Origin of the sequence: Bradyrhizobium sp. TM239, from assembly GCF_036247985.1 — a bacterium.
In the GTDB taxonomy this organism is placed as follows: Bacteria; Pseudomonadota; Alphaproteobacteria; order Rhizobiales; family Xanthobacteraceae; genus Bradyrhizobium; species Bradyrhizobium ottawaense.
In genome coordinates, this window is the sequence record NZ_BTIR01000014.1 from 78,499 (window position 1) to 96,837 (window position 18,339).

Annotated in this window: 16 protein-coding genes; 6 read left to right on the forward strand and 10 right to left on the reverse strand. The window is 65.9% G+C overall.

Annotation, left to right across the window (positions count from 1 at the left end; translation table 11 throughout):
- Positions 1 to 287: 287 nt before the first annotated feature.
- The 6 genes from glyS to AABA84_RS24430 form a co-directional block, all read right to left on the reverse strand.
- Positions 288 to 2,393, reverse strand: a complete 2,106-nt coding sequence (glyS, locus tag AABA84_RS24405; RefSeq protein WP_212249331.1) for a glycine--tRNA ligase subunit beta — start codon at positions 2,391 to 2,393, stop codon at positions 288 to 290.
- Positions 2,393 to 3,328, reverse strand: coding sequence for a glycine--tRNA ligase subunit alpha (locus AABA84_RS24410; protein WP_212249330.1), 936 nt, complete (start codon positions 3,326 to 3,328; stop codon positions 2,393 to 2,395). The genes glyS and AABA84_RS24410 overlap by 1 nt, the downstream gene beginning before the upstream one ends.
- Positions 3,329 to 3,541: 213 nt before the next feature.
- Complete coding sequence (locus AABA84_RS24415) at positions 3,542 to 3,733, reverse strand: hypothetical protein (protein ID WP_212249329.1); 192 nt, start codon at positions 3,731 to 3,733, stop codon at positions 3,542 to 3,544.
- A 104-nt stretch (positions 3,734 to 3,837) separates the two neighbouring features.
- A complete protein-coding gene (locus AABA84_RS24420) occupies positions 3,838 to 4,746 on the reverse strand; it encodes a S49 family peptidase (RefSeq protein ID WP_212249328.1) in 909 nt (302 codons plus the stop codon).
- Positions 4,747 to 4,960: 214 nt separating this feature from the next.
- Positions 4,961 to 5,725: a tRNA1(Val) (adenine(37)-N6)-methyltransferase gene (locus AABA84_RS24425; protein WP_212249327.1), complete on the reverse strand. Its 765-nt coding sequence runs from the start codon at positions 5,723 to 5,725 to the stop codon at positions 4,961 to 4,963.
- Positions 5,718 to 5,945 (reverse strand): putative signal transducing protein, encoded by a 228-nt coding sequence (locus AABA84_RS24430; RefSeq protein ID WP_018323354.1) that lies wholly within the window; start codon positions 5,943 to 5,945, stop codon positions 5,718 to 5,720. The genes AABA84_RS24425 and AABA84_RS24430 overlap by 8 nt, the downstream gene beginning before the upstream one ends.
- 135 nt (positions 5,946 to 6,080) lie before the next feature.
- On the opposite strand from AABA84_RS24430, the gene AABA84_RS24435 reads away from it, so the two are divergent.
- The 5 genes from AABA84_RS24435 to AABA84_RS24455 all read left to right on the forward strand — a co-directional run bounded on the left by AABA84_RS24435 (position 6,081) and on the right by AABA84_RS24455 (position 10,869).
- The gene (locus tag AABA84_RS24435) at positions 6,081 to 7,088 is read left to right on the forward strand and encodes a polyprenyl synthetase family protein (RefSeq protein WP_026202916.1); all 1,008 of its coding nucleotides are present in this window, start codon (positions 6,081 to 6,083) and stop codon (positions 7,086 to 7,088) included.
- 445 nt (positions 7,089 to 7,533) lie between these two features.
- On the forward strand, positions 7,534 to 8,049 hold the full coding sequence (locus AABA84_RS24440) for a winged helix-turn-helix transcriptional regulator (RefSeq protein WP_338313479.1): 516 nt from the start codon (positions 7,534 to 7,536) through the stop codon (positions 8,047 to 8,049).
- Position 8,050: 1 nt separating this feature from the next.
- On the forward strand, positions 8,051 to 9,313 hold the full coding sequence (gene fabF / locus AABA84_RS24445; protein ID WP_338313480.1) for a beta-ketoacyl-ACP synthase II: 1,263 nt from the start codon (positions 8,051 to 8,053) through the stop codon (positions 9,311 to 9,313).
- Between the two features lie 43 nt (positions 9,314 to 9,356).
- Positions 9,357 to 9,989 carry a LysE family translocator gene (locus tag AABA84_RS24450; protein ID WP_338313481.1) on the forward strand — a complete coding sequence of 211 codons (633 nt, stop codon included), beginning with the start codon at positions 9,357 to 9,359 and terminating at the stop codon, positions 9,987 to 9,989.
- A 7-nt stretch (positions 9,990 to 9,996) separates the two neighbouring features.
- Positions 9,997 to 10,869: an alpha/beta fold hydrolase gene (locus AABA84_RS24455; RefSeq protein WP_338313482.1), complete on the forward strand. Its 873-nt coding sequence runs from the start codon at positions 9,997 to 9,999 to the stop codon at positions 10,867 to 10,869.
- A gap of 140 nt (positions 10,870 to 11,009) precedes the next feature.
- On the opposite strand, the gene AABA84_RS24460 is transcribed toward AABA84_RS24455, so the two are convergent.
- From AABA84_RS24460 to AABA84_RS24470, 3 genes are all read right to left on the reverse strand, one after another.
- The gene (locus tag AABA84_RS24460; protein WP_338313483.1) at positions 11,010 to 11,894 is read right to left on the reverse strand and encodes a 4-(cytidine 5'-diphospho)-2-C-methyl-D-erythritol kinase; all 885 of its coding nucleotides are present in this window, start codon (positions 11,892 to 11,894) and stop codon (positions 11,010 to 11,012) included.
- 25 nt (positions 11,895 to 11,919) lie between these two features.
- The gene (locus tag AABA84_RS24465) at positions 11,920 to 13,716 is read right to left on the reverse strand and encodes a tetratricopeptide repeat protein (protein WP_212249321.1); all 1,797 of its coding nucleotides are present in this window, start codon (positions 13,714 to 13,716) and stop codon (positions 11,920 to 11,922) included.
- A gap of 308 nt (positions 13,717 to 14,024) precedes the next feature.
- Complete coding sequence (locus AABA84_RS24470) at positions 14,025 to 15,686, reverse strand: electron transfer flavoprotein-ubiquinone oxidoreductase (RefSeq protein ID WP_212249320.1); 1,662 nt, start codon at positions 15,684 to 15,686, stop codon at positions 14,025 to 14,027.
- Positions 15,687 to 15,831: 145 nt separating this feature from the next.
- Between AABA84_RS24470 and AABA84_RS24475 the strand changes: the two genes are divergently transcribed.
- Positions 15,832 to 16,638: a uracil-DNA glycosylase gene (locus AABA84_RS24475; protein ID WP_338313484.1), complete on the forward strand. Its 807-nt coding sequence runs from the start codon at positions 15,832 to 15,834 to the stop codon at positions 16,636 to 16,638.
- Between the two features lie 157 nt (positions 16,639 to 16,795).
- Here the strand turns inward: AABA84_RS24475 and AABA84_RS24480 are convergent, their stop codons facing one another.
- On the reverse strand, positions 16,796 to 18,304 hold the full coding sequence (locus AABA84_RS24480) for a glycosyltransferase family 39 protein (RefSeq protein ID WP_338313485.1): 1,509 nt from the start codon (positions 18,302 to 18,304) through the stop codon (positions 16,796 to 16,798).
- Positions 18,305 to 18,339: the final 35 nt, after the last annotated feature.

Below are 18,339 nucleotides of genomic sequence, written 5' to 3' on the forward strand. Positions count from 1 at the left end.
TGGCACTGATCGACTAGATGTCCGGCGCGTCACTTCAATCAGGTTGGCGCGAGCAGTGTAAATCGGACATCCGGCCCCGCCCGGTCTTCCCCCCGCCGGGCGGGGCTTTTTGCGGGCGCTGGCGTGTCCCGGCCAAGGCGCAGCGCGCAAGCGTTGCGACGCAGAGCCGGGACCCAGAAGCTGCGAGCCACGCGGCCGGCATGGGCCCCGGCTTAGCTGCGCATCACGCCGCGAAGGGCGGCGCGCTGCGCAACGTCCGGGGCACGAGAGCCGCAATAGCCGCGACCTCAATCCTGGATCTTCGAGAAATCCGCCACCGCGCGCGTGGCGCTGCGGATCTCGTTCAGCAGCTTCAGACGATTCTCGCGCACCTTCGCATCGTCGTCGTTGACGCGGACCTTCTCGAAGAACGCATCGACCGGCGGACGCAGTTTTGCCATGGCGCTCATCGCGGCGGCAAAGTCTTCCTTGGCGACCGCAGCGCTTGCTTCCGCCTGCACCTCGCCGATCGCCTTGGCCAGCGCCTTTTCCTCATCGAGGCCATAAAGCGCGGCATCGGGCGCACCATCAAACGTTCGCTTGTCCTTTTTCTCCTCGATCGAGAGGATGTTGCTGGCGCGCTTGGTGCCGGCGAGCAGGTTCTTGCCGTCGTCGGTGTCGAGGAACTTTCCGAGCGCCTCGACGCGGCGGACGATCATGAGAAGATCGTCCTGGCCGCCGAGCGCGAACACGGCGTCGACGAGATCGTGACGCGCGCCCTGTTCGCGGAGCTGGACCTTGAGGCGGTCGGCGAAGAAAGCGAGCAGATCCTTGGGTACCTGCGCAACGTCAACAGTGATCGTCTTGCTGGGAAACCCCGACAATGCGGTCCACGCTGTCCCCGAAATCGGCAACCGCAGTGAGTTCTCAACGATTAGGCGAATCACGCCCAATGCCGCGCGGCGAAGGGCATATGGATCCTTCGATCCCGTCGGCTTTTCATCGATACCCCAGAAGCCAACAAGCGTATCGATCTTGTCCGCCAAGGCCACCGCAACGCTGACTGGATCGGTCGGCACGCGATCGGCGGGACCTTGCGGCTTGTAGTGCTCCTCGCAGGCCGCAGCGACGGACGCATCCTCACCCTGCGCCAGCGCGTAGTACTTGCCCATCAGGCCCTGGACTTCAGGGAATTCGCCGACGACTTCGGTCAGCAAGTCGGCCTTGGCAAGATGCGCGGCGCGCGTCGCCTTGGCGACGTCGGCGCCGACCAGCGGCGCGATCTTGGCGACAAGTCGCTCGATGCGCTTGATGCGTTCGGCCTGGGTACCGAGCTTTTCGTGGAACACGATCTGCTCGAACTTCGGCAGACGCTCCTCAAGTTTCGTCTTCAGATCGGTCTCGTAGAAAAACTTCGCATCCGACAGGCGCGGACGGATCACGCGTTCGTTGCCTGATACGATGACCTTGCCGCCGTCGGTCGCCTCGATGTTTGCGGTGAGGACGAACTTGTTCGTCAGCTTCCCGGTCTTGGGATCCTTGACGACGAAGCACTTCTGGTTGTTGCGGATGGTGGCGCGGATCACCTCGTCTGGGATCGCGAGATATTCCGCTTCGAACGAGCCCATCATGACGACGGGCCATTCGACGAGGCCCGAGACCTCGTCGAGCAGCACCTGATCCTCGACCAGCTCGAAGCCCTGCGCGAAGGTCAGCTCCTTGGCGTCGGCGAAGATGATGTCCTTGCGCGCCTGCGGATCGAGGATGACTTTTGCAGCTTTCAGCTTCGCTTCATAGTCCTCAAAACGACGCACGGAAATCGCGTCCGGCGCCATGAAGCGGTGGCCGTAGGTGGTCTGGCCGGTCGCGATGCCGTCGACCTCGAACTTCACGACGTCAGGCTCTTCGGTCTCGAGCCCAAACGTCGCGGTGATCGCGTGCAGCGGGCGCACCCAGCTCAGCGAGCCCGGCTTGCCGGAGCGTGCGCCCCAGCGCATCGATTTCGGCCAGGGGAAGGTGCGGATGATGACGGGCAGGATTTCCGCGAGCACGTCGATCGCATCGCGGCCGGGCTTTTCGATCAGCGCGATGTAGAAATCGCCCTTGGGGTCGCGCTGGATCTTGGCCTCATCGAGCGACTTCAGACCCGTCGCCCGCAGAAAGCCCTGCACGGCCGCATCCGGGCCGCCGATTTTCGGACCGCGACGTTCGGTCTTGAGGTCAGGCTGGCGCGCCGGGATGCCGTGCACGGTGAGCGCGAGGCGGCGCGGCGTCGCGAACGCCTTGGCGCCCTCGTAAACCAGGCCTTCGGCGACGAGCTTGTCGGTAACCATGCGGCGCAGATCGTCGGCCGCCTTGGCCTGCATGCGCGCGGGGATTTCTTCGGAGAACAGTTCAAGCAAAAGATCGGGCATCAGGCCGCTCCGCCCGCTTCAGTATGGATCCAGGCTTCGCCACAGGCCTTTGCCAGCTCGCGCACGCGAAGAATGTAGCTCTGCCGCTCCGTCACCGAGATCACGCCGCGCGCGTCCAGGAGATTGAAGACGTGACTGGCCTTGATGCACTGGTCGTAGGCGGGCAGCGCCATCAGATGCGCCTCGCGCTTATCGTCCTTCCAGCCGGCCTCCAGGTACTTTCTGCACGCGCCTTCCGCCATCTTGAACTGCTCGAACAGCATCGCGGTGTCGGCGACTTCAAAATTGTGCTTCGAATATTCCCGCTCGGCCTGCAGGAACACGTCGCCATAGGTGACCTTGGCATCGCCGTCGCGGCCGTTGAAGTTGAGGTCGTAGACGCGGTCGACGCCTTGCACATACATCGCGAGACGCTCGAGCCCGTAGGTGAGCTCGCCCGCAACCGGCGCGCATTCGAAGCCGGCGACCTGCTGGAAATAAGTGAACTGGCTGACTTCCATGCCGTCGCACCAGCACTCCCAGCCGAGGCCCCAGGCGCCCAGCGTCGGGCTCTCCCAATCGTCCTCGACGAAGCGGATGTCGTGCACGGCGGAATCGATGCCGATCGCGGCGAGCGACTTCAGGTACAGCTCCTGAAGGTTCGGCGGAGACGGCTTCATGATCACCTGGAACTGGTAGTAGTGCTGCATCCGGTTCGGATTCTCGCCGTAGCGGCCGTCCTTGGGCCGGCGCGAGGGCTGCACATAGGCGGCGTTCCAGGGCTTTGGCCCGAGCGCGCGCAACGTGGTCGCCGGATGGAAGGTGCCCGCACCCATCTCCATGTCGTAGGGCTGCAGGATCACGCAGCCCTGCTCGGCCCAGAACCGCTGGAGCGCGAGGATAAAACCCTGGAACGAGCGTTCCGGGCGCATATGGGCGGGCAATGAGGCGTCCATCGTCAGATCAGGCTCTCGCGGGGGGGTTTGAATCGCGCGGGACCGTATCGACGGCGGGGGTGGGAATCAAGGCAAAGGGGGGTGGATTCGGGCGTCATTCCGGGGCGCCCGCAGGGCGAGCCCGGAATCCATTGCGCCGCCGGCTCTGTGGTTCGATGGATTCCGGGTTCTCGCTTCGCGAGCCCCGGAATGACGATTGAGCGGAAGGGCCCCCTAACCCGGTCGGTAAGCCCCGGTCACGGGGTCACGCTTCAACGTCTGGATATCCCCGGCATGAGCGGCTTCAGCGACGCGCGAGAGGCGCATCTCCTCCAGCTCCTGGTTGATCCGGACGGCGGTCTTGTAGGCCCAGCGGACCACGGCAAGCCCACCCAGCACGCCCGCGAAAGCGACGAACGGCGGCATCGGTCGATCCTCGTTGAGTGTTCAACCCCCACGCACATTCTTGCGCAGACCGGCCCGCGCCGCAATTGGCTCGGGCCGGACCAAATGGCGCGGGAGGGTGTTGCCTAGAACCCGAATTTTGCCCAAATCGCGCGGGTTTCCACCGCCGAGATCAGCTCGTCCGGCAGGCCGGCCACTGATTCCAGGGCCGAAAGCTGCCCTGCGCCGGGGGATTTCCGCCCCAAAAGGCCGGAGAGCAGCCCGGTCGGCTGGGCGATCACGGGGGTGAGAACCTTCTCGCCATAACGGGCACGAAGAGTTGAGCGGAGATCGCCGATGCAGTCGGCAAGCCCGAGCGCGACCGAGCTCTCGCCGGCCCAGTATTCGCCCGTGAACAGGGTGTCGTCGTCGCCCTTCAGCCGCGCGCCCCGGCTCTCCTTCACCAGCGCAATGAAGATCTGGTGGATCTCGCGCTGGAGCGCCTTCAGCTTGGCGACGTCATCCGGATTCTCGGGCAGGAACGGATCGAGCATCGCCTTGTGCGCGCCGGCGGTGTAGAGGCGCCGCTCGATGCCGAGCCGCTTGATCGCCTCCTGGAAACCGAAGCTGCCGCCGACCACGCCGATCGAACCGAGGATCGAAGAGGGATCGCAGATGATCTCGTCGCCGGCGCAGGCGATCATGTAGCCGCCGGACGCCGCAACGTCCTCGACGAACACCAGCACCGGCAGCTTCTTCTCCGCCGCGAGCTGCTTGATGCGCAGATAGATCTGGCGCGACTGCACCGGCGAGCCGCCGGGCGAGTTGATCACCAGCGCCACCGCCTTGGCGTGCCGATACGAGAACGCGCGCTCCAGCACCCGCGCAACGCCCGCCAGCGTCATGCCCGGGCGCAGCGGCGTCACCGCACCGATCACACCCGACAGCCGCACCACCGGCACGACGGCCGTGCCGGGGCGGAAGCGCGCCGGCAGATATTGCATGAGCTTGTCGGCCAGGCCGGAACTCTCACGATCGTTCAATTGTTCGGCCATGCCGTTACCTCTGATTAACCAATTCTTATCACGCGACTGTCATTGGAAGTGCCTGGAACGTGTTTTGCAGATTTCCCGTTGGGAGGCTGCAATGAGGCAGCGGAGAACACCATGAAAATCTATCTGCTGATGCTGCTGATCGGTGCGCTGTTCATGGCGATCCGCTTGACGTCCCCGCAAGAGCAGCAGTCGGAATCGCTTCCGCAGTAAGCCATCACGGTTCCACCAGCGGCAAGGCCGCTCTCCCCTCCAGAATCTCCGTCACCTCTTTTTTAGACACGCCTGACGCGTCGTTGAGCATCAGCCCCGGCAGCAGCCGCGTCGGAGCCCGGCCGCCCTTGACCGCACGTACCAGCACGCGGATCGCGGGCCGCCCCGACTCACCGTGAACCGGCAGGATCGAAAGGCTGCCGAAGCCACGTGACAGCGCCGCCAGAACATCGGCGATTCCATCTGCGCGCCAGATCAATGTCAGCACACCATTCGATCGGAGGATGCGCCGAGCTGCATGCACCCAGGCATGCAGGGTCTCCTCCGTCGCCACATGCGCGGTGTGACGCGCCTGATCCGGCGAGCCGCGATGCCGAGCCGGATCGTTGAAGGGCGGATTCATCAGCACCACGTCGACGCTGTCGGGCGACAGCCCGTAGGCCGCAAAGGCCGTGGCATCGGCCGTGACGTCGAGCATGATGGTCTCGGCGGCCAGCGCATTCGCGGCCGCATTGGCGCGCGCGAGCTCGGCCAGCTCCGGATCGATCTCGACCAGGCTCAGCCCGATACCAGCGACGCGCCGGGCCAGCGCCAGCCCGGCCGTGCCGATTCCGGCGCCGAAATCGACCACGCGGTCCCCGGGGCGGGCCTCGGTCGCCGCCGCAAGCAGAATGGCGTCGTGCCCGGCTCTGTGGCCAGTCCGTTTCTGCCTCAGGCGCAATTGCCCGCCGAGAAAGGCGTCCTCGGTAATATCGGCGGCCTCACTCATCGCCGCGCAGTTCGTGGCTGAGTCCGGCTTCGGTGAGGAGCTCCCGAGCCTCCTGGGCGTCGTCCTCATGGACCAGGATCCGCCGCGGCAAAATGCCGAGCGAGCCCTCGATGATGCTCATGTTCTGGTCCAGCACCAGATGATGGATGTTGGCGCCGTCCAGCAGCGCGCCGATCGCCGACACCAGCACCATATCGTTGGTTCGAACCAGTTCTCGCAAAACGCAGGTTTCCTTGCCTGAAAGGGGGCTAAAGCGGCAAATGTCAATGGTTCCGCGGGCCTTGCCGCATCCGCCGCCAGTTTCTATTGTCTTTCCGTCAGAATAGCCCCTCCGGGGCAAATATTGGAGACCGGCGTGGCCGTCATCGTACCTTTCGAAACTCCCGGCGCGTCGATCGAAGAGCTGGTTGCCCTTGTCGCCCCTGATATGGAGCGCGTCAACGCCACGATCCTGTCGCGGACCGGTTCGGACGTGACCATGATCCCGGAGGTCGCCAACCATCTGATCTCCTCCGGCGGCAAGCGGCTGCGGCCGATGCTGACGCTCGCCATGGCCAACCTCGCCGGCTACACCGGCGACGGCCATATCAAGCTCGCCGCCTCCGTCGAGTTCATGCATACCGCCACGCTCCTGCACGACGACGTCGTCGACGAGAGCGAGATGCGCCGCGGCAAGCTGTCGGCGCGCATGCTCTGGGGCAACGAGGCGAGCGTGCTGGTCGGCGACTTCCTGCTCGGCCAGGCCTTCCGCATGATGGTCGAGGTCGGCTCGCTCCGCGCGCTCGACATCCTCTCTGCCGCCGCCGCGACCATCGCCGAGGGCGAGGTGATGCAGCTGGCCGCGGCCAAGAACACCGCGACCACCGAGGACGAATATCTCGCTGTGATCCGCGGCAAGACCGCCGAACTGTTCGCCGCCGCCTGCGAGGTCGGCCCCGTCATCGCCAACCGCCCCAAGGCGGAGCAGACCGCCTGCCGCTCGGTTGGCATGAACCTCGGCATCGCCTTCCAGCTCGTCGACGACGTGCTCGACTATGGCGGCAAGAGCGCAAAGCTCGGCAAGAACACCGGCGACGATTTCCGCGAAGGCAAGATCACTCTGCCCGTCGTGCTCGCCTTCCGCCGCGGCAACGACACCGAGCGCGCGTTCTGGATCCGGGCGCTGGAGCGCGGCGAGATCGGCGATAGCGACCTCGATCACGCCATCGGGCTCATGAACAAGCACCGCGCGCTCGAGGACACGCTCAGCCGCGCCCAGCACTACGGCGCCATGGCGGTGGACGCACTGGCGCTGTTCCCCTCCTCGCCGATGAAGAGCGCGCTGGAGCAGGTGGTGGCGTTCTGTCTGGCAAGGTCGCATTAGGCTTTTGCGTTTCGGCGCACCGCCAGCGAAACACTCGGTGTCGTCCCGGCGAACGCCGGGACCCATACCGCGTGATCTATCGATACAGCTATGGTGCAAGTACCGATAACATCCGATCTTCGCCAAACCACTCCCTGTGGTTATGGGTCCCGGCGTTCGCCGGGACGACACCGGTGAGATAGGTCCGGACTATCTCCACATCGTCATTGCGAGCGCAGCGACTTGTCCGCCGAAGCCTTGGCGAAGGCGGAGCAATCCGGAGTCGCGCCGTGGAGACAGTCTGGATTGCTTGACTGCGCTCGCAACGACGGAGTGTGACGTAGGACCACCGTTCGCCAACTCGCTTTTCGGAACACAGCTAGACTCCGCGATCGCACCATTCCCTCACCGACACCCGACCAACCAGTTACTTGCATTTTGAAAGTCACTCACCTACCTTCCCGCCATGCAACCCAAATCCCCCTCGATCCTGGAATGCCCGGTCGGTCGCGCCGTGGAGACGGTCGGCGAATGGTGGAGCATCCTGATCCTGCGGGATGCGTTTCAGGGGGCGACGAGATTTGACGAATTTTCGCAAAGCCTCGGGATCGCGCCGAACATCCTGTCGCGGCGCCTCGCTCATCTCACCGAGAGCGGCATGTTCGTGCGGCGCCGTTATCATGAGCGGCCGCCGCGTTACGAATACGTTCTGACCGACAAGGCGCGGGATTTCTTCCCGGTGATCGCTACGCTGCTCGCCTTCGGCAACAAGCATCTCGCGCCCAAGGGCGAATCCATTCTGCTGGCGAACCGGAGCGATGCGCGGCCGTTCGACCCGGTCGTGGTCGATGCCGTCGACATGCAGCCGATCACGCTCGCCAATACTGTCGTCGTCGCCGGTCCCCGCGCCAGCCGCGGCATGCGCAAGCGGCTCGCTTCACTCAAGGCCATGAACCCGGCCGTCGCGCCGGCTGGAGAGTAATATGCGTCGTATCGTCGTGACGGGAATGGGCGCGGTGTCGCCGCTCGGCTGCGGTGTCGAAACCTCCTGGCGCCGGCTGCTCGCCGGCCACAGCGGACTGCGCCCTCTGCCCGAATGGGCGCAGGCACTGCCGGCGCGCATTGCCGGACTCGTGCCCGACAAGGCCGACGATGCCGATGGCGGCTTCGATCCCGCGCAGGCCGCCGCGCCAAAAGACCAGCGCAAGATGGACCGCTTCATCCTGTTCGCGCTGCTCGCCACCGCGGAAGCGGTGGCGCAGGCGAAATGGACGCCGCAGGATGCAGCCGCGCTGGAACGCACCGCGACGATCATCGCCTCCGGCGTCGGCGGTTTCCCGGCCATGGCGGAGGCGGTGCGTATCACCGCGCAGCGCGGCGTGCGCCGGCTGTCGCCGTTCACGATCCCTTCGTTTCTGGCCAACCTCGCCGCCGGCCACGTCTCGATCAAATACGGCTACAAGGGCGCGCTGGGCACACCCGTCACTGCGTGCGCCGCCGGCGTGCAGGCGATCGGCGATGCCGCGCGCATGATCCGTGCGGGCGAAGCCGACATCGCGATCTGCGGCGGCGCGGAGGCCTGCATCGACATCGTTAGCCTCGGCGGCTTTGCCGCGGCCCGTGCGCTGTCGAGCTCCTTCAACGCGGAGCCCACGCGGGCCTCGCGCCCGTTCGATCGCGACCGCGACGGCTTTGTCATGGGCGAAGGCGCCGGCATTCTTGTCATCGAGGAGCTCGAACATGCGCTCGCGCGCGGCGCCACGCCGATCGCAGAAGTGATCGGATACGGCACGACGGCGGACGCCTATCACATGACGTCCGGTCCGCCCGACGGCGACGGCGCCCGCCGCGCCATGGAGATCGCGCTTCGGCAGGCGAGCCTTGCACCGGCAGATCTGCAGCACCTGAACGCTCATGCGACCTCGACGCCAGCCGGCGACGAGAGCGAGCTTGGCGCCATCGCCGCGCTGTTCGGCCGTAACCGCGGCATCGCCGTCAGCGCGACCAAATCGGCCACCGGCCATCTGCTCGGCGCCGCCGGCGGCCTCGAGGCGATCTTCACCGTGCTCGCTTTGCGCGACCAGATCGCGCCGCCGACGCTCAATCTCGAAAACCCCGATGCGGGCGCTGAAGGCATCGACATCGTCTCAGGCAGCGCGCGGCCGATGCCGATGCAACACGCAATCTCCAACGGCTTTGGCTTCGGCGGGGTCAATGCCAGCGTGATCTTCCGCCGCGCGGGCTAAACGAGAGCCTTGCAATCGCGGCCCGCTCCGTTACCAAAACAGGATGATCGAAACGAATTTCTGGCTGTTCCTGGCCGCAGCCTGTCTCATTGCCGCCGTTCCCGGCCCCGGCATCTTCTACGTCGCGGCACGGACCCTGTCGGAGGGACGCGCCAGCGGCTTCGCATCGACCGCAGGCACGGCGCTGGGCGGACTGGTTCATGTCGTCGCGGGCAGCCTCGGCATCTCCGCCATCATCCTCGCCAGCGCCGAATTGTTCGCCGCGGTCAAACTCGTCGGCGCGCTCTATCTGGTCTGGCTCGGCATCAAGACTTTTCGGAGCGCCGGCCGCGCCCTGTCGCTCGAGAGCGATCCGGCCGGTGACAAGCGCGCGTTCCGCGACGGCGTGCTGGTCGAGGCGCTGAACCCGAAGACCGCGGCGTTCTTCCTCGCCTTCATTCCGCAATTCCTCGATCCCGCGGGATCGAGCCCCACGCTCCAATTCATCACGCTCGGCGCGATCTCGGTGGCTTTGAACACGCTTGCCGACGTCGTCGTGGTGCTGATGGCCTCCGCAACACGCACGCAGCTGATCGGACGGCCGCACCTGATGCGGCGTCTCACCCAGGGCTCCGGCGTCTTCATTGCAGGCCTCGGCCTGTCGCTAGCACTGGTGCGGCGGCCGGCGAATGGATAGCGCCCCGATGCTCGTCCCGCAAAGCCGCTTCTACGAATCTCACGGTCTGCGGCTGCATTACGCCGATTGGGGACATGAGAGCGCGCCGCCTCTCATCCTGGTCCATGGCGGCCGCGACCACTGCCGGAGCTGGGACGTCATCGCCCGGTCGCTGCAGCCGCATTTTCATGTGGTCGCACCCGACTTGCGAGGCCACGGCGATTCCGACTGGACCCGCGGCGGCAGCTACGCCCTGACTGAATATGTCTACGATCTCGCCCAGCTCGTCCGCACCATCGCAGCGCCTCAGGTGACCCTGATCGGCCATTCGATGGGCGGCATGGTGAGCCTGATCTTCTCAGGGTCATTTCCCGAGCAGGTCACAAAGCTGGTCGTGCTCGACGGCGTGACCATGTTGCCGGACACGCCGAAGCCGCCGGCACATGAGCGCATCGGCAAATGGGTCGGCCAGCTCGACAGGCTGCACGACCGCACGCCGCGCCGCTATGCGACCCTGGCGGACGCAGCGGCGCAGATGATGCTTCACAACAAGCGCCTGTCCCGTGATCTCGCGCTGCATCTCGCCACGCACGGCGCACGGCAGAACGAGGACGGCACCTATAGCTGGAAGTTCGATCCCTATCAGCGCGCCTCCGCGCCGCACCGCCTCTGGCCGGACGATCACATCGCGCTGTGGGCCCGCATCACCTGCCCGACCTTGCTGCTCAATGCCGGCGAGAGTTTTTTGACCGGCGCCCGGGCGGCGGGCCTGGAGCGGTATTTCCAGAACGCGCGCATAGAGACCATCGCCGGGGCTGGACACTGGTTGCAGCACGACAAGCCGCGAGAGGTGCTGGGCGAGATCAGGCGGTTCCTGGGATTGGCCGAGGACGAAGGCTAGCTCAACTTCCGCAGGTGGGCAAAGGCGCTTCAGCGCCGCGCCCACGTCTTGGAAGTGGTGGGCACGCTTGCGCCTTCGCTCTTCGAGCTACGGCGGACAAGTCGCTTTGCCACCCTACGGCAGCGTCTTTGGAGAAGCAGCTAACTCAACGTCCCCGCATGCACCCACCAGCCGGGGTGGTCGCGCCGGATCTTTTCAGCGCCAGCATGCGCATCTGCGGGCGAGCCATAGATCGCAAAGCACGTTGCGCCCGAGCCGGACATGCGGGCCAGCTTGACGCCGGCGGAGTCGCGCAGCGCTTCGAGCACCTCGCCGATCACGGGTTCGATACGCAGCGCAGGCGCTTCGAGATCGTTGGGAACGCTTTCGAGAACGTCGACCCAATCGGCGATCGACCCGCCCTCCTCCGGCCAGGCCGGAGCTCGGAAGACCGAGGTGGCGCCGACCAGGAGCTCGCCGTTGCGCAGGCCCAGCTCCTGGAAAACATCCTTGGTGGCCACAGGCACGCGCGGATTGACCATCACGCAAGGCATGCTCGGCAGTGCGAGCGGCAGCAGCTGCTCGCCGACGCCGGTCATGTCGCAGGCGCGCGAGAACAGGCACACCGGCACGTCCGCGCCGGTCGCGAGCGCGACCTTCTGCAGGCGCGGATCGTCGAGCGACAGATTGTTGAGACGCGCCAGGAGCCGCAGCGCCGCTGCCGCATCGGCCGAGCCTCCACCGATGCCGGCGGCAACCGGCAGCACCTTGTCGAGCGCGAAGGCGCCGAGCTTCAGGTTCGGCACGGCCTCGGCCAGAAGCTTGGCCGCCTTGAAGACGAGATTGTCCGCGGTATCGCCGCAGGCCGCGGCCAGCGGTCCGGTGGTTGCGAGCTTCAGCTCGCCGCCCGGCTCCAATGTGAGCCGATCGGCGCAGTCGGCAAACGCGACCACGCTTTCGAGATCGTGATAACCGTCGGCGCGACGGCCGACGACGCGAAGGCTCAAATTGACCTTCGCGCGCCCTTCTTCAATCAACGCCGACATTGGCGATCAGCCCCCAACGAAAAACTCAACCGCCCTTGCCGTCGTCCTTCTTCTTTTCCGCCTGCGCGGCTGAAGAGTTCGAATTGTCCTCGGTCATGCCGTTAGCGATCTTGGCCTCGATCTTCGGAAGCTCTTCCGGCTCGGGCTTGAGGTCACGCGCATGCGCCCACTGGAACTTAGCTTCCAGCGTGCGGCCGACCCGCCAATAGGCATCGCCAAGGTGATCGTTGATGGTGGGATCCTCGGGCTTGAGGTCGATCGCGCGCTCGAGATTCTTCACCGCTTCTTCGTAGTTGCCGATCCGGTAATAGGCCCAGCCCAGGGAGTCGACGATGTAGCCGTCGTCGGGACGCTGCTCGACGGCGCGCTTGATCATCTTCATGCCTTCGTCGAGGTTCACGCCCTGGTCGATCCAGGAATAGCCGAGATAGTTGAGGACGTGCGGCTGGTCGGGCTGGAGCTCGAGCGCCTTCTTCATGTCGGCCTCGGCCTTGGCCCACTGCTTGGAGCGCTCCTCGCAGATACCACGATAATAATACCAGACGCTGTTGGCCTTGTCGTTGCCGGGCGGCAGCACGTCGACGCCTTGCGAATAGGTCGCGCCGCAGTCGCCGAACCTCTTGCGGCCGCGCTCGATGTTGCCGAGCGCCATGATCGCTTCGAGGTCCTTGGCATCCTCCGATGTAACGCCCTTGAGGATCTTGATCGCCTCGTCGGTGCGGTCGGCGGAATCCAGATCGATGGCAAGCTGGATCTGCGCGTTACGCTTGAGCGGCGAGGTCGACGGCACGCGCTCATAGACCTTGATCGCCATCTGCGGCCGCTTCACGGACTCGTAGAGATCGGCGAGCGAGAGTAGCGCCAGCGGATGGGTCGGCTGGAGGTAGAGCGAGAGCTGGAGGTAGACCAGCGCTAGATCCTCGCCGCCGCGGCGGGTCAGCGTGGCACCGATGCCGTAGAGCGCCTCGGCGGCGCCAGCCTGGGCGGAATCGACCAGCGGCGGCATCTTCTTGCCGGCCTTGGTGTCGCGCAGGCCTTCCTGGATCAGCGGATGGCGCGCGAGTTTCTTGTCGAAGGCCTGATAGACGGTGGTCGCGGCGGCGGAATCCTTGTTGCGCGACAGCCAACGCGCATAGGCCTCGGTCACGCGCAGCATGGAATCGTCGAGCTTGTAGGCGCGCTCGAAGCGGGTGCCGGCGTCCTTCTCCTTGCCGGAGAGCTCGAGGATCATGCCGGCGTGAAGGTCCTTAAACAGCGGGTACCATTCGGGACCTGCCAGCTTGTCGATGGTGGCGACACCGCCCTTGGCGTCCCCGGCACCGTAGGCGGCCCAACCCGACAGCAGCGTGGCGACGAGATCGGTGATCGGGCCGCGGATCGACTGGTTGATGTTGGTCTGCGCGGCCGCGTACTTCTTCACCTTGAGATCATGCACGCCGACGACGAGACGCGCGACGCGGTTGGTCTTGTCGATGATGAGGATGCGCTCGGCGAGCTTGACGGCTTCGTCGATGTCGCCGTCGGCGACCGACGAGATGAAGGCGCGGTCGAGCAGCTCGTTGTTCTTGGGATCGGTGCGCAGTGCCGAGCGGTAGAAGGCGGCGGCGGAGGCCGCGTCGCGCTCGACGCTGGCGTGGCGGGCGGCGAGGTAGCTGCCGGCGGTGGTGAGCGACTTCAGATCGTTTCGGGTCGGAAACTGCGCCGCCGTATCGGACGGATGATCCGGCGTCTGCGCCAGGACCCTGCCGGGGACCGTCGCGATCGCTGAGCCCATGAGGGCGATGGCGGCAACAGTCCAGCGGTTGAAACGATTTGAAAACATCAGGGCTCGCCTTGAGTTGGTAGTGCCTGGGTCTGCAGCAGAGGGCCGTATCGCATGCGAACGCGGCCGGTGGCATCGGGACCCGGAACCGTCGGGCCGACAATGCCGCTTTTGGCGCTTCGCCGCAAGGATTCGGGCCGGGCGATCCCCTCCGCACGCCTTAAATCGGCCAAGTGACCGGCCAAGAGCGGTCCCAAGACGCTGCCAGTATGGCCTTATCGTGGCCGCGACCGGTGGCCGCAGCCGTGTCCTCACGCGAACGTGCACCGGATCACCCTCGTGATCAGGTCCTCTTGCTCGGCCGGCTCTTACATCGCCTCATAGTTCGGACCGCCGCCGCCCTCGGGAGGAACCCAGGTGATGTTACCGTTAGGATCCTTCACGTCGCAGGTTTTGCAGTGGACGCAGTTCTGGGCGTTGATCTGGAAGCGTGGGCTCGTGCCCTCCTCGACCCATTCATAGACGCCGGCCGGGCAATAGCGATTCGAGGGTCCCGCGAACACGTCATGCTCGGAGGTCTTTTGCAGGTTCATGTCGGTGACCTTGAGATGGACCGGCTGGTCCTCCTCGTGGTTTGTGTTCGACAGGAACACCGAGGACAGCTTGTCGAACGAGATCTTGCCGTCCGGCTTCGGGTAGTTCTTCGGCGTGTGCTGCTTGGCCGGATCGAGCGTGGCGCGATCGGGCTTGGCGTGCGCCTGGGTGCCGAACAGCGAAGCGCCGAACAGCGTGTTGCACCACATGTCGATGCCGCCGAGCGCGACGCCCAGCACGGTGCCGAACTTCGACCACAGCGGCTTGACGTTGCGGACCAGGAACAGATCCTTGCCGACCGACGACGAACGCCACGCATTTTCGTATTCGACGAGTTCGTCGTTGGCGCGATCGGCAGCCAGCGCCGCCGCGGCATGTTCAGCCGCGAGCATGCCGGTGCCCATTGCATTGTGCACGCCCTTGATGCGCGGCACGTTGACGAAGCCGGCCGCGCAGCCGATCAGCGCGCCGCCGGGGAAGCTCAGCCTCGGCACCGACTGGTAGCCGCCCTCGGTAATGGCGCGCGCGCCATAGGCGAGACGCTTGGCGCCTTCAAAGGTGCCGCGGATCGAAGGATGGGTCTTGAAGCGCTGGAATTCGTCGAACGGCGACAGATACGGATCGTCGTAGTTCAGATGCACGACGAAGCCGACGGCAACGAGATTGTCGTCATAGTGATAAAGGAACGAACCGCCTCCGGTCTTCAGATCGAGCGGCCAGCCGAAGGAATGCTGGATCATGCCCTTCTGGTGCTTGGCGGGATCGATCTGCCAGACTTCCTTGAGGCCGATGCCGAACTTCGTCGGCTCGCTCTTGGAGTCGAGCGCGAACTTGGCGATGAGCTGCTTGGTCAGGCTGCCGCGGGCGCCTTCGGCGAACAGCGTGTACTTGCCGAGCAACTCCATGCCACGGGTGAAGGAGTCCTTTGGCTTGCCGTCCCGGCCGATGCCCATGTCGCCGGTGGCAATGCCCTTGACGTTGCCAGCGTCGTCATAGAGCACCTCGGCCGCAGCAAAGCCCGGATAGATCTCGACGCCGAGTGCTTCGGCCTTGCGCGCCAGCCAGCGGCAGACATTGCCGAGCGAGCCGATGTAGCAGTGATGATTGTCCATCAGCGGCGGCATCAAGAAGTTCGGCAGCTTGATAGCGCCGCCGCCCGTCATCCAGTAGAAGCGGTCGTCCTTCACCTGCGTCTTGAGCGGGCAGTCGGAATCCTCGCGCCAGTCCGGAACGAGCTTGTCGAGCCCGGCCGGGTCGATCACGGCGCCGGAAAGAATGTGCGCACCGACCTCCGAGCCCTTCTCGACCACGACGACGTTGAGATCGGCGTTGAGCTGCTTCAGCCGGATCGCAGCCGACAGGCCCGAGGGGCCGGCGCCGACGATGACGACGTCGAATTCCATGGATTCGCGCGGGGGAAGTTCTTCGGTGCTCATCTGATCTCAGCCCTTGAGACGGTCCTTGGTCATTTGCGCCCTCTTGTTTCCGATTTTTCCGGGTAGGACAACCTCGGAAATGCGTTTCGCCGGGGTGCAAGGGGGTGCAAGGCGCCCTAAACTGAACTAATAGTCAGACTTTCCGATGATACCCGAACCCGCACCCACCGTCCGCGAGCTTCTCGCCTTCTATCTGGAGGCCGGGGTCGACTGCGCGCTCGCGGAGGAACCGATCGACCGCCTGGCGGAATTGGATGCTCCGCCGCCGGCCCCGCGCGCGGCACTTTCGGTCGAGGCACCGCGGCCGGTCGCCGCGCCGGCGGTGATGCGCGGCGAGGCCGCACCCGCGCCCGACATCGCGATCGCCTCGGCGCGCGAGGCTGCACGCACGGCGCCGACGCTCGAAGCGCTGCGCGAGCTGATGCAAAGCTTCGAAGGTTGCGCGCTGAAGCACACCGCGACACGATTGGTATTTGCCGACGGCAATCCGCAGGCGCGCATCATGTTCGTCGGTGAGGCGCCGGGCCGCGACGAGGACATCGAGGGCCTGCCCTTCGTCGGGCGCAGCGGCAAGCTGCTCGACCTGATGATAGGAGCCATCGGCCTCAACCGCAGCACGGCCTACATCGCCAACGTGATTCCGTGGCGGCCGCCCGGCAATCGCACGCCGACGCCGCAGGAAACGCAAATCTGCCTGCCCTTCATCCAGCGCCAGATCGAGCTGGTGAATCCCGACGTGCTGGTGACGCTCGGCAATCCTTCGACGCAGACGCTGCTGGGAACGCGCGAGGGCATCATGCGCACCCGCGGGCGCTGGTTCGACTACGAGACGGGGGCGCGCACCATCCGCGCGCTGCCGACGTTCCATCCGGCCTATCTGTTGCGCTCGCCGTCCTACAAGCGGCTGGCCTGGCAGGATCTGCGGGCGATCGCCAAGGTGCTGGCGAGGTAGCGAGCTCTCGTGTCCCGGACGCGGTGCGGCACGCAGTGACGCTCCGCAGAGCCGGGACCCAGAAAGCAACACAGTACGATGCGGCGAGATGGGCCCCGGCTCTGCAGCGCACCGCCGAAGAGCGCTGCGCAGCGTCCGGGGCACGAGACCTACGTCCTCACGTCCCCTTCGGCCGCACGATGGCCCAGCCGATGCGCAGGAGCTGCTGGCGACCGGTCACCAGCCATTCGAAGGCGCGCGGCACCTCCGGCACGATGCCCGGAAAGCGTTTGAGGATGTCCGGCGGCGGCGTGCCGGCGGTATCGGAGGCGCGCCAGACCACGACGCCGCCGGTCTCGCTGAACTTGGCCTGATTGATCCACGGCGTGCGCGCAGGGTCGGCGTCGATGAAGAGATGCGGCCGGCCGGAATGCAGCGCGATCAGGCTCGCAAGCTGCGTCTCGCCGGCCACCGCGCGCAGGCGATGGTTGGTGCGGCGGGCAAAGCTCTCGTCGAAGAAGTCCGAGATCGCACGCGCCGGCATCGAGGTCGCGATCTCATTGGCGCCGGTCCAGGGCAGCAGCAGGACGGCGAGCACGACGCCGACGGCCGGCGCCACGACGGCCGCGGCCCACACCATGCGCAGCATCCGCGCGCGGCGCATCGCAATGAGATCTCCGGCCGCGACCACCACGGCAAGCCCGGACATGACCAGCACGACGCCGGCGCCGCCGACGACGGATTCGAGCCCGAGCAGGCCGGAGATCAGCACCGCGCCCAACGCGGGCGCCAGCGCGAAGAAATAGACGAAGTTGCGCGCGAGCGGCTCGACCGGCGGTCGATAGATGATCGGCGGCTCCTCGCTCTTGCCGGCGAACAGGCCGGTGTTGAGGAAGGTCAGCGCCGGGATCGCGGCCGCCCCAAGCACGAGGCCGCCGAGCAGCCAGGCCGCATGCAGGGCGCGGGCATTCAGCTCCGCAACTTGCGGCAAGGCCGGCATCACGAGCGTCTCGGCGCGCATCAGCCAGACCGCATAGGGCAGCGCCAGCACCGCGACGACGATCAGCGCGAACAACGGATCGAGCGCGTGCAGCGTGCGGCGGCCGCCGGCGGTCGCGACCGCGAAGACGACGAGCAGCAGCAGGAGGAAGATCGCCGCGGGCGTCGTCAGCAGCAAGAGGCCGGCCTCGATCGACCAGGCGAACCAGGCATTGCCGCGGCGCTGGCCGATGATCTGCCAGGAGTGCAGCAGCAGCAGCGCCCAGAGCGGCCGGGCCAGCACGAGCGGGCCGAAATCGAGCGCCGACGAGGAGAAGGCGAGCACCGTCATGGTCAAGAGCACCGCGAGCACCGCCTGCTGCGAGCCGACCACGGCGCGGGAGAGATGATAGAGCGCAATGAAAGTCGCGATCTCGCAGAGCTCGGCCAGCACATAGACGCCGAACATGTGGCCGCCGGCGGCGCGATAGGCGATGTCGGCGAGCCAGACCGGCAAGGGCGGACCGAGATCGGTGCCGACCTGGTATTCGCGTCCGAAGGCCAGGAGGGTCGCGAGGCTGCCGGGCGGGCTGCGGTAGAACACCAGCGCCACGAACAGCCACATCGCCGCCTGCAGCAGCACGGCGATCCACACGATCAGCCGCGGCCGGGCGCGAATGAGCTCGATGACCAGGGAGGTAAACCGCATGCAACGTCCGAAAGATGCAGCCAACCCGTCCAGCC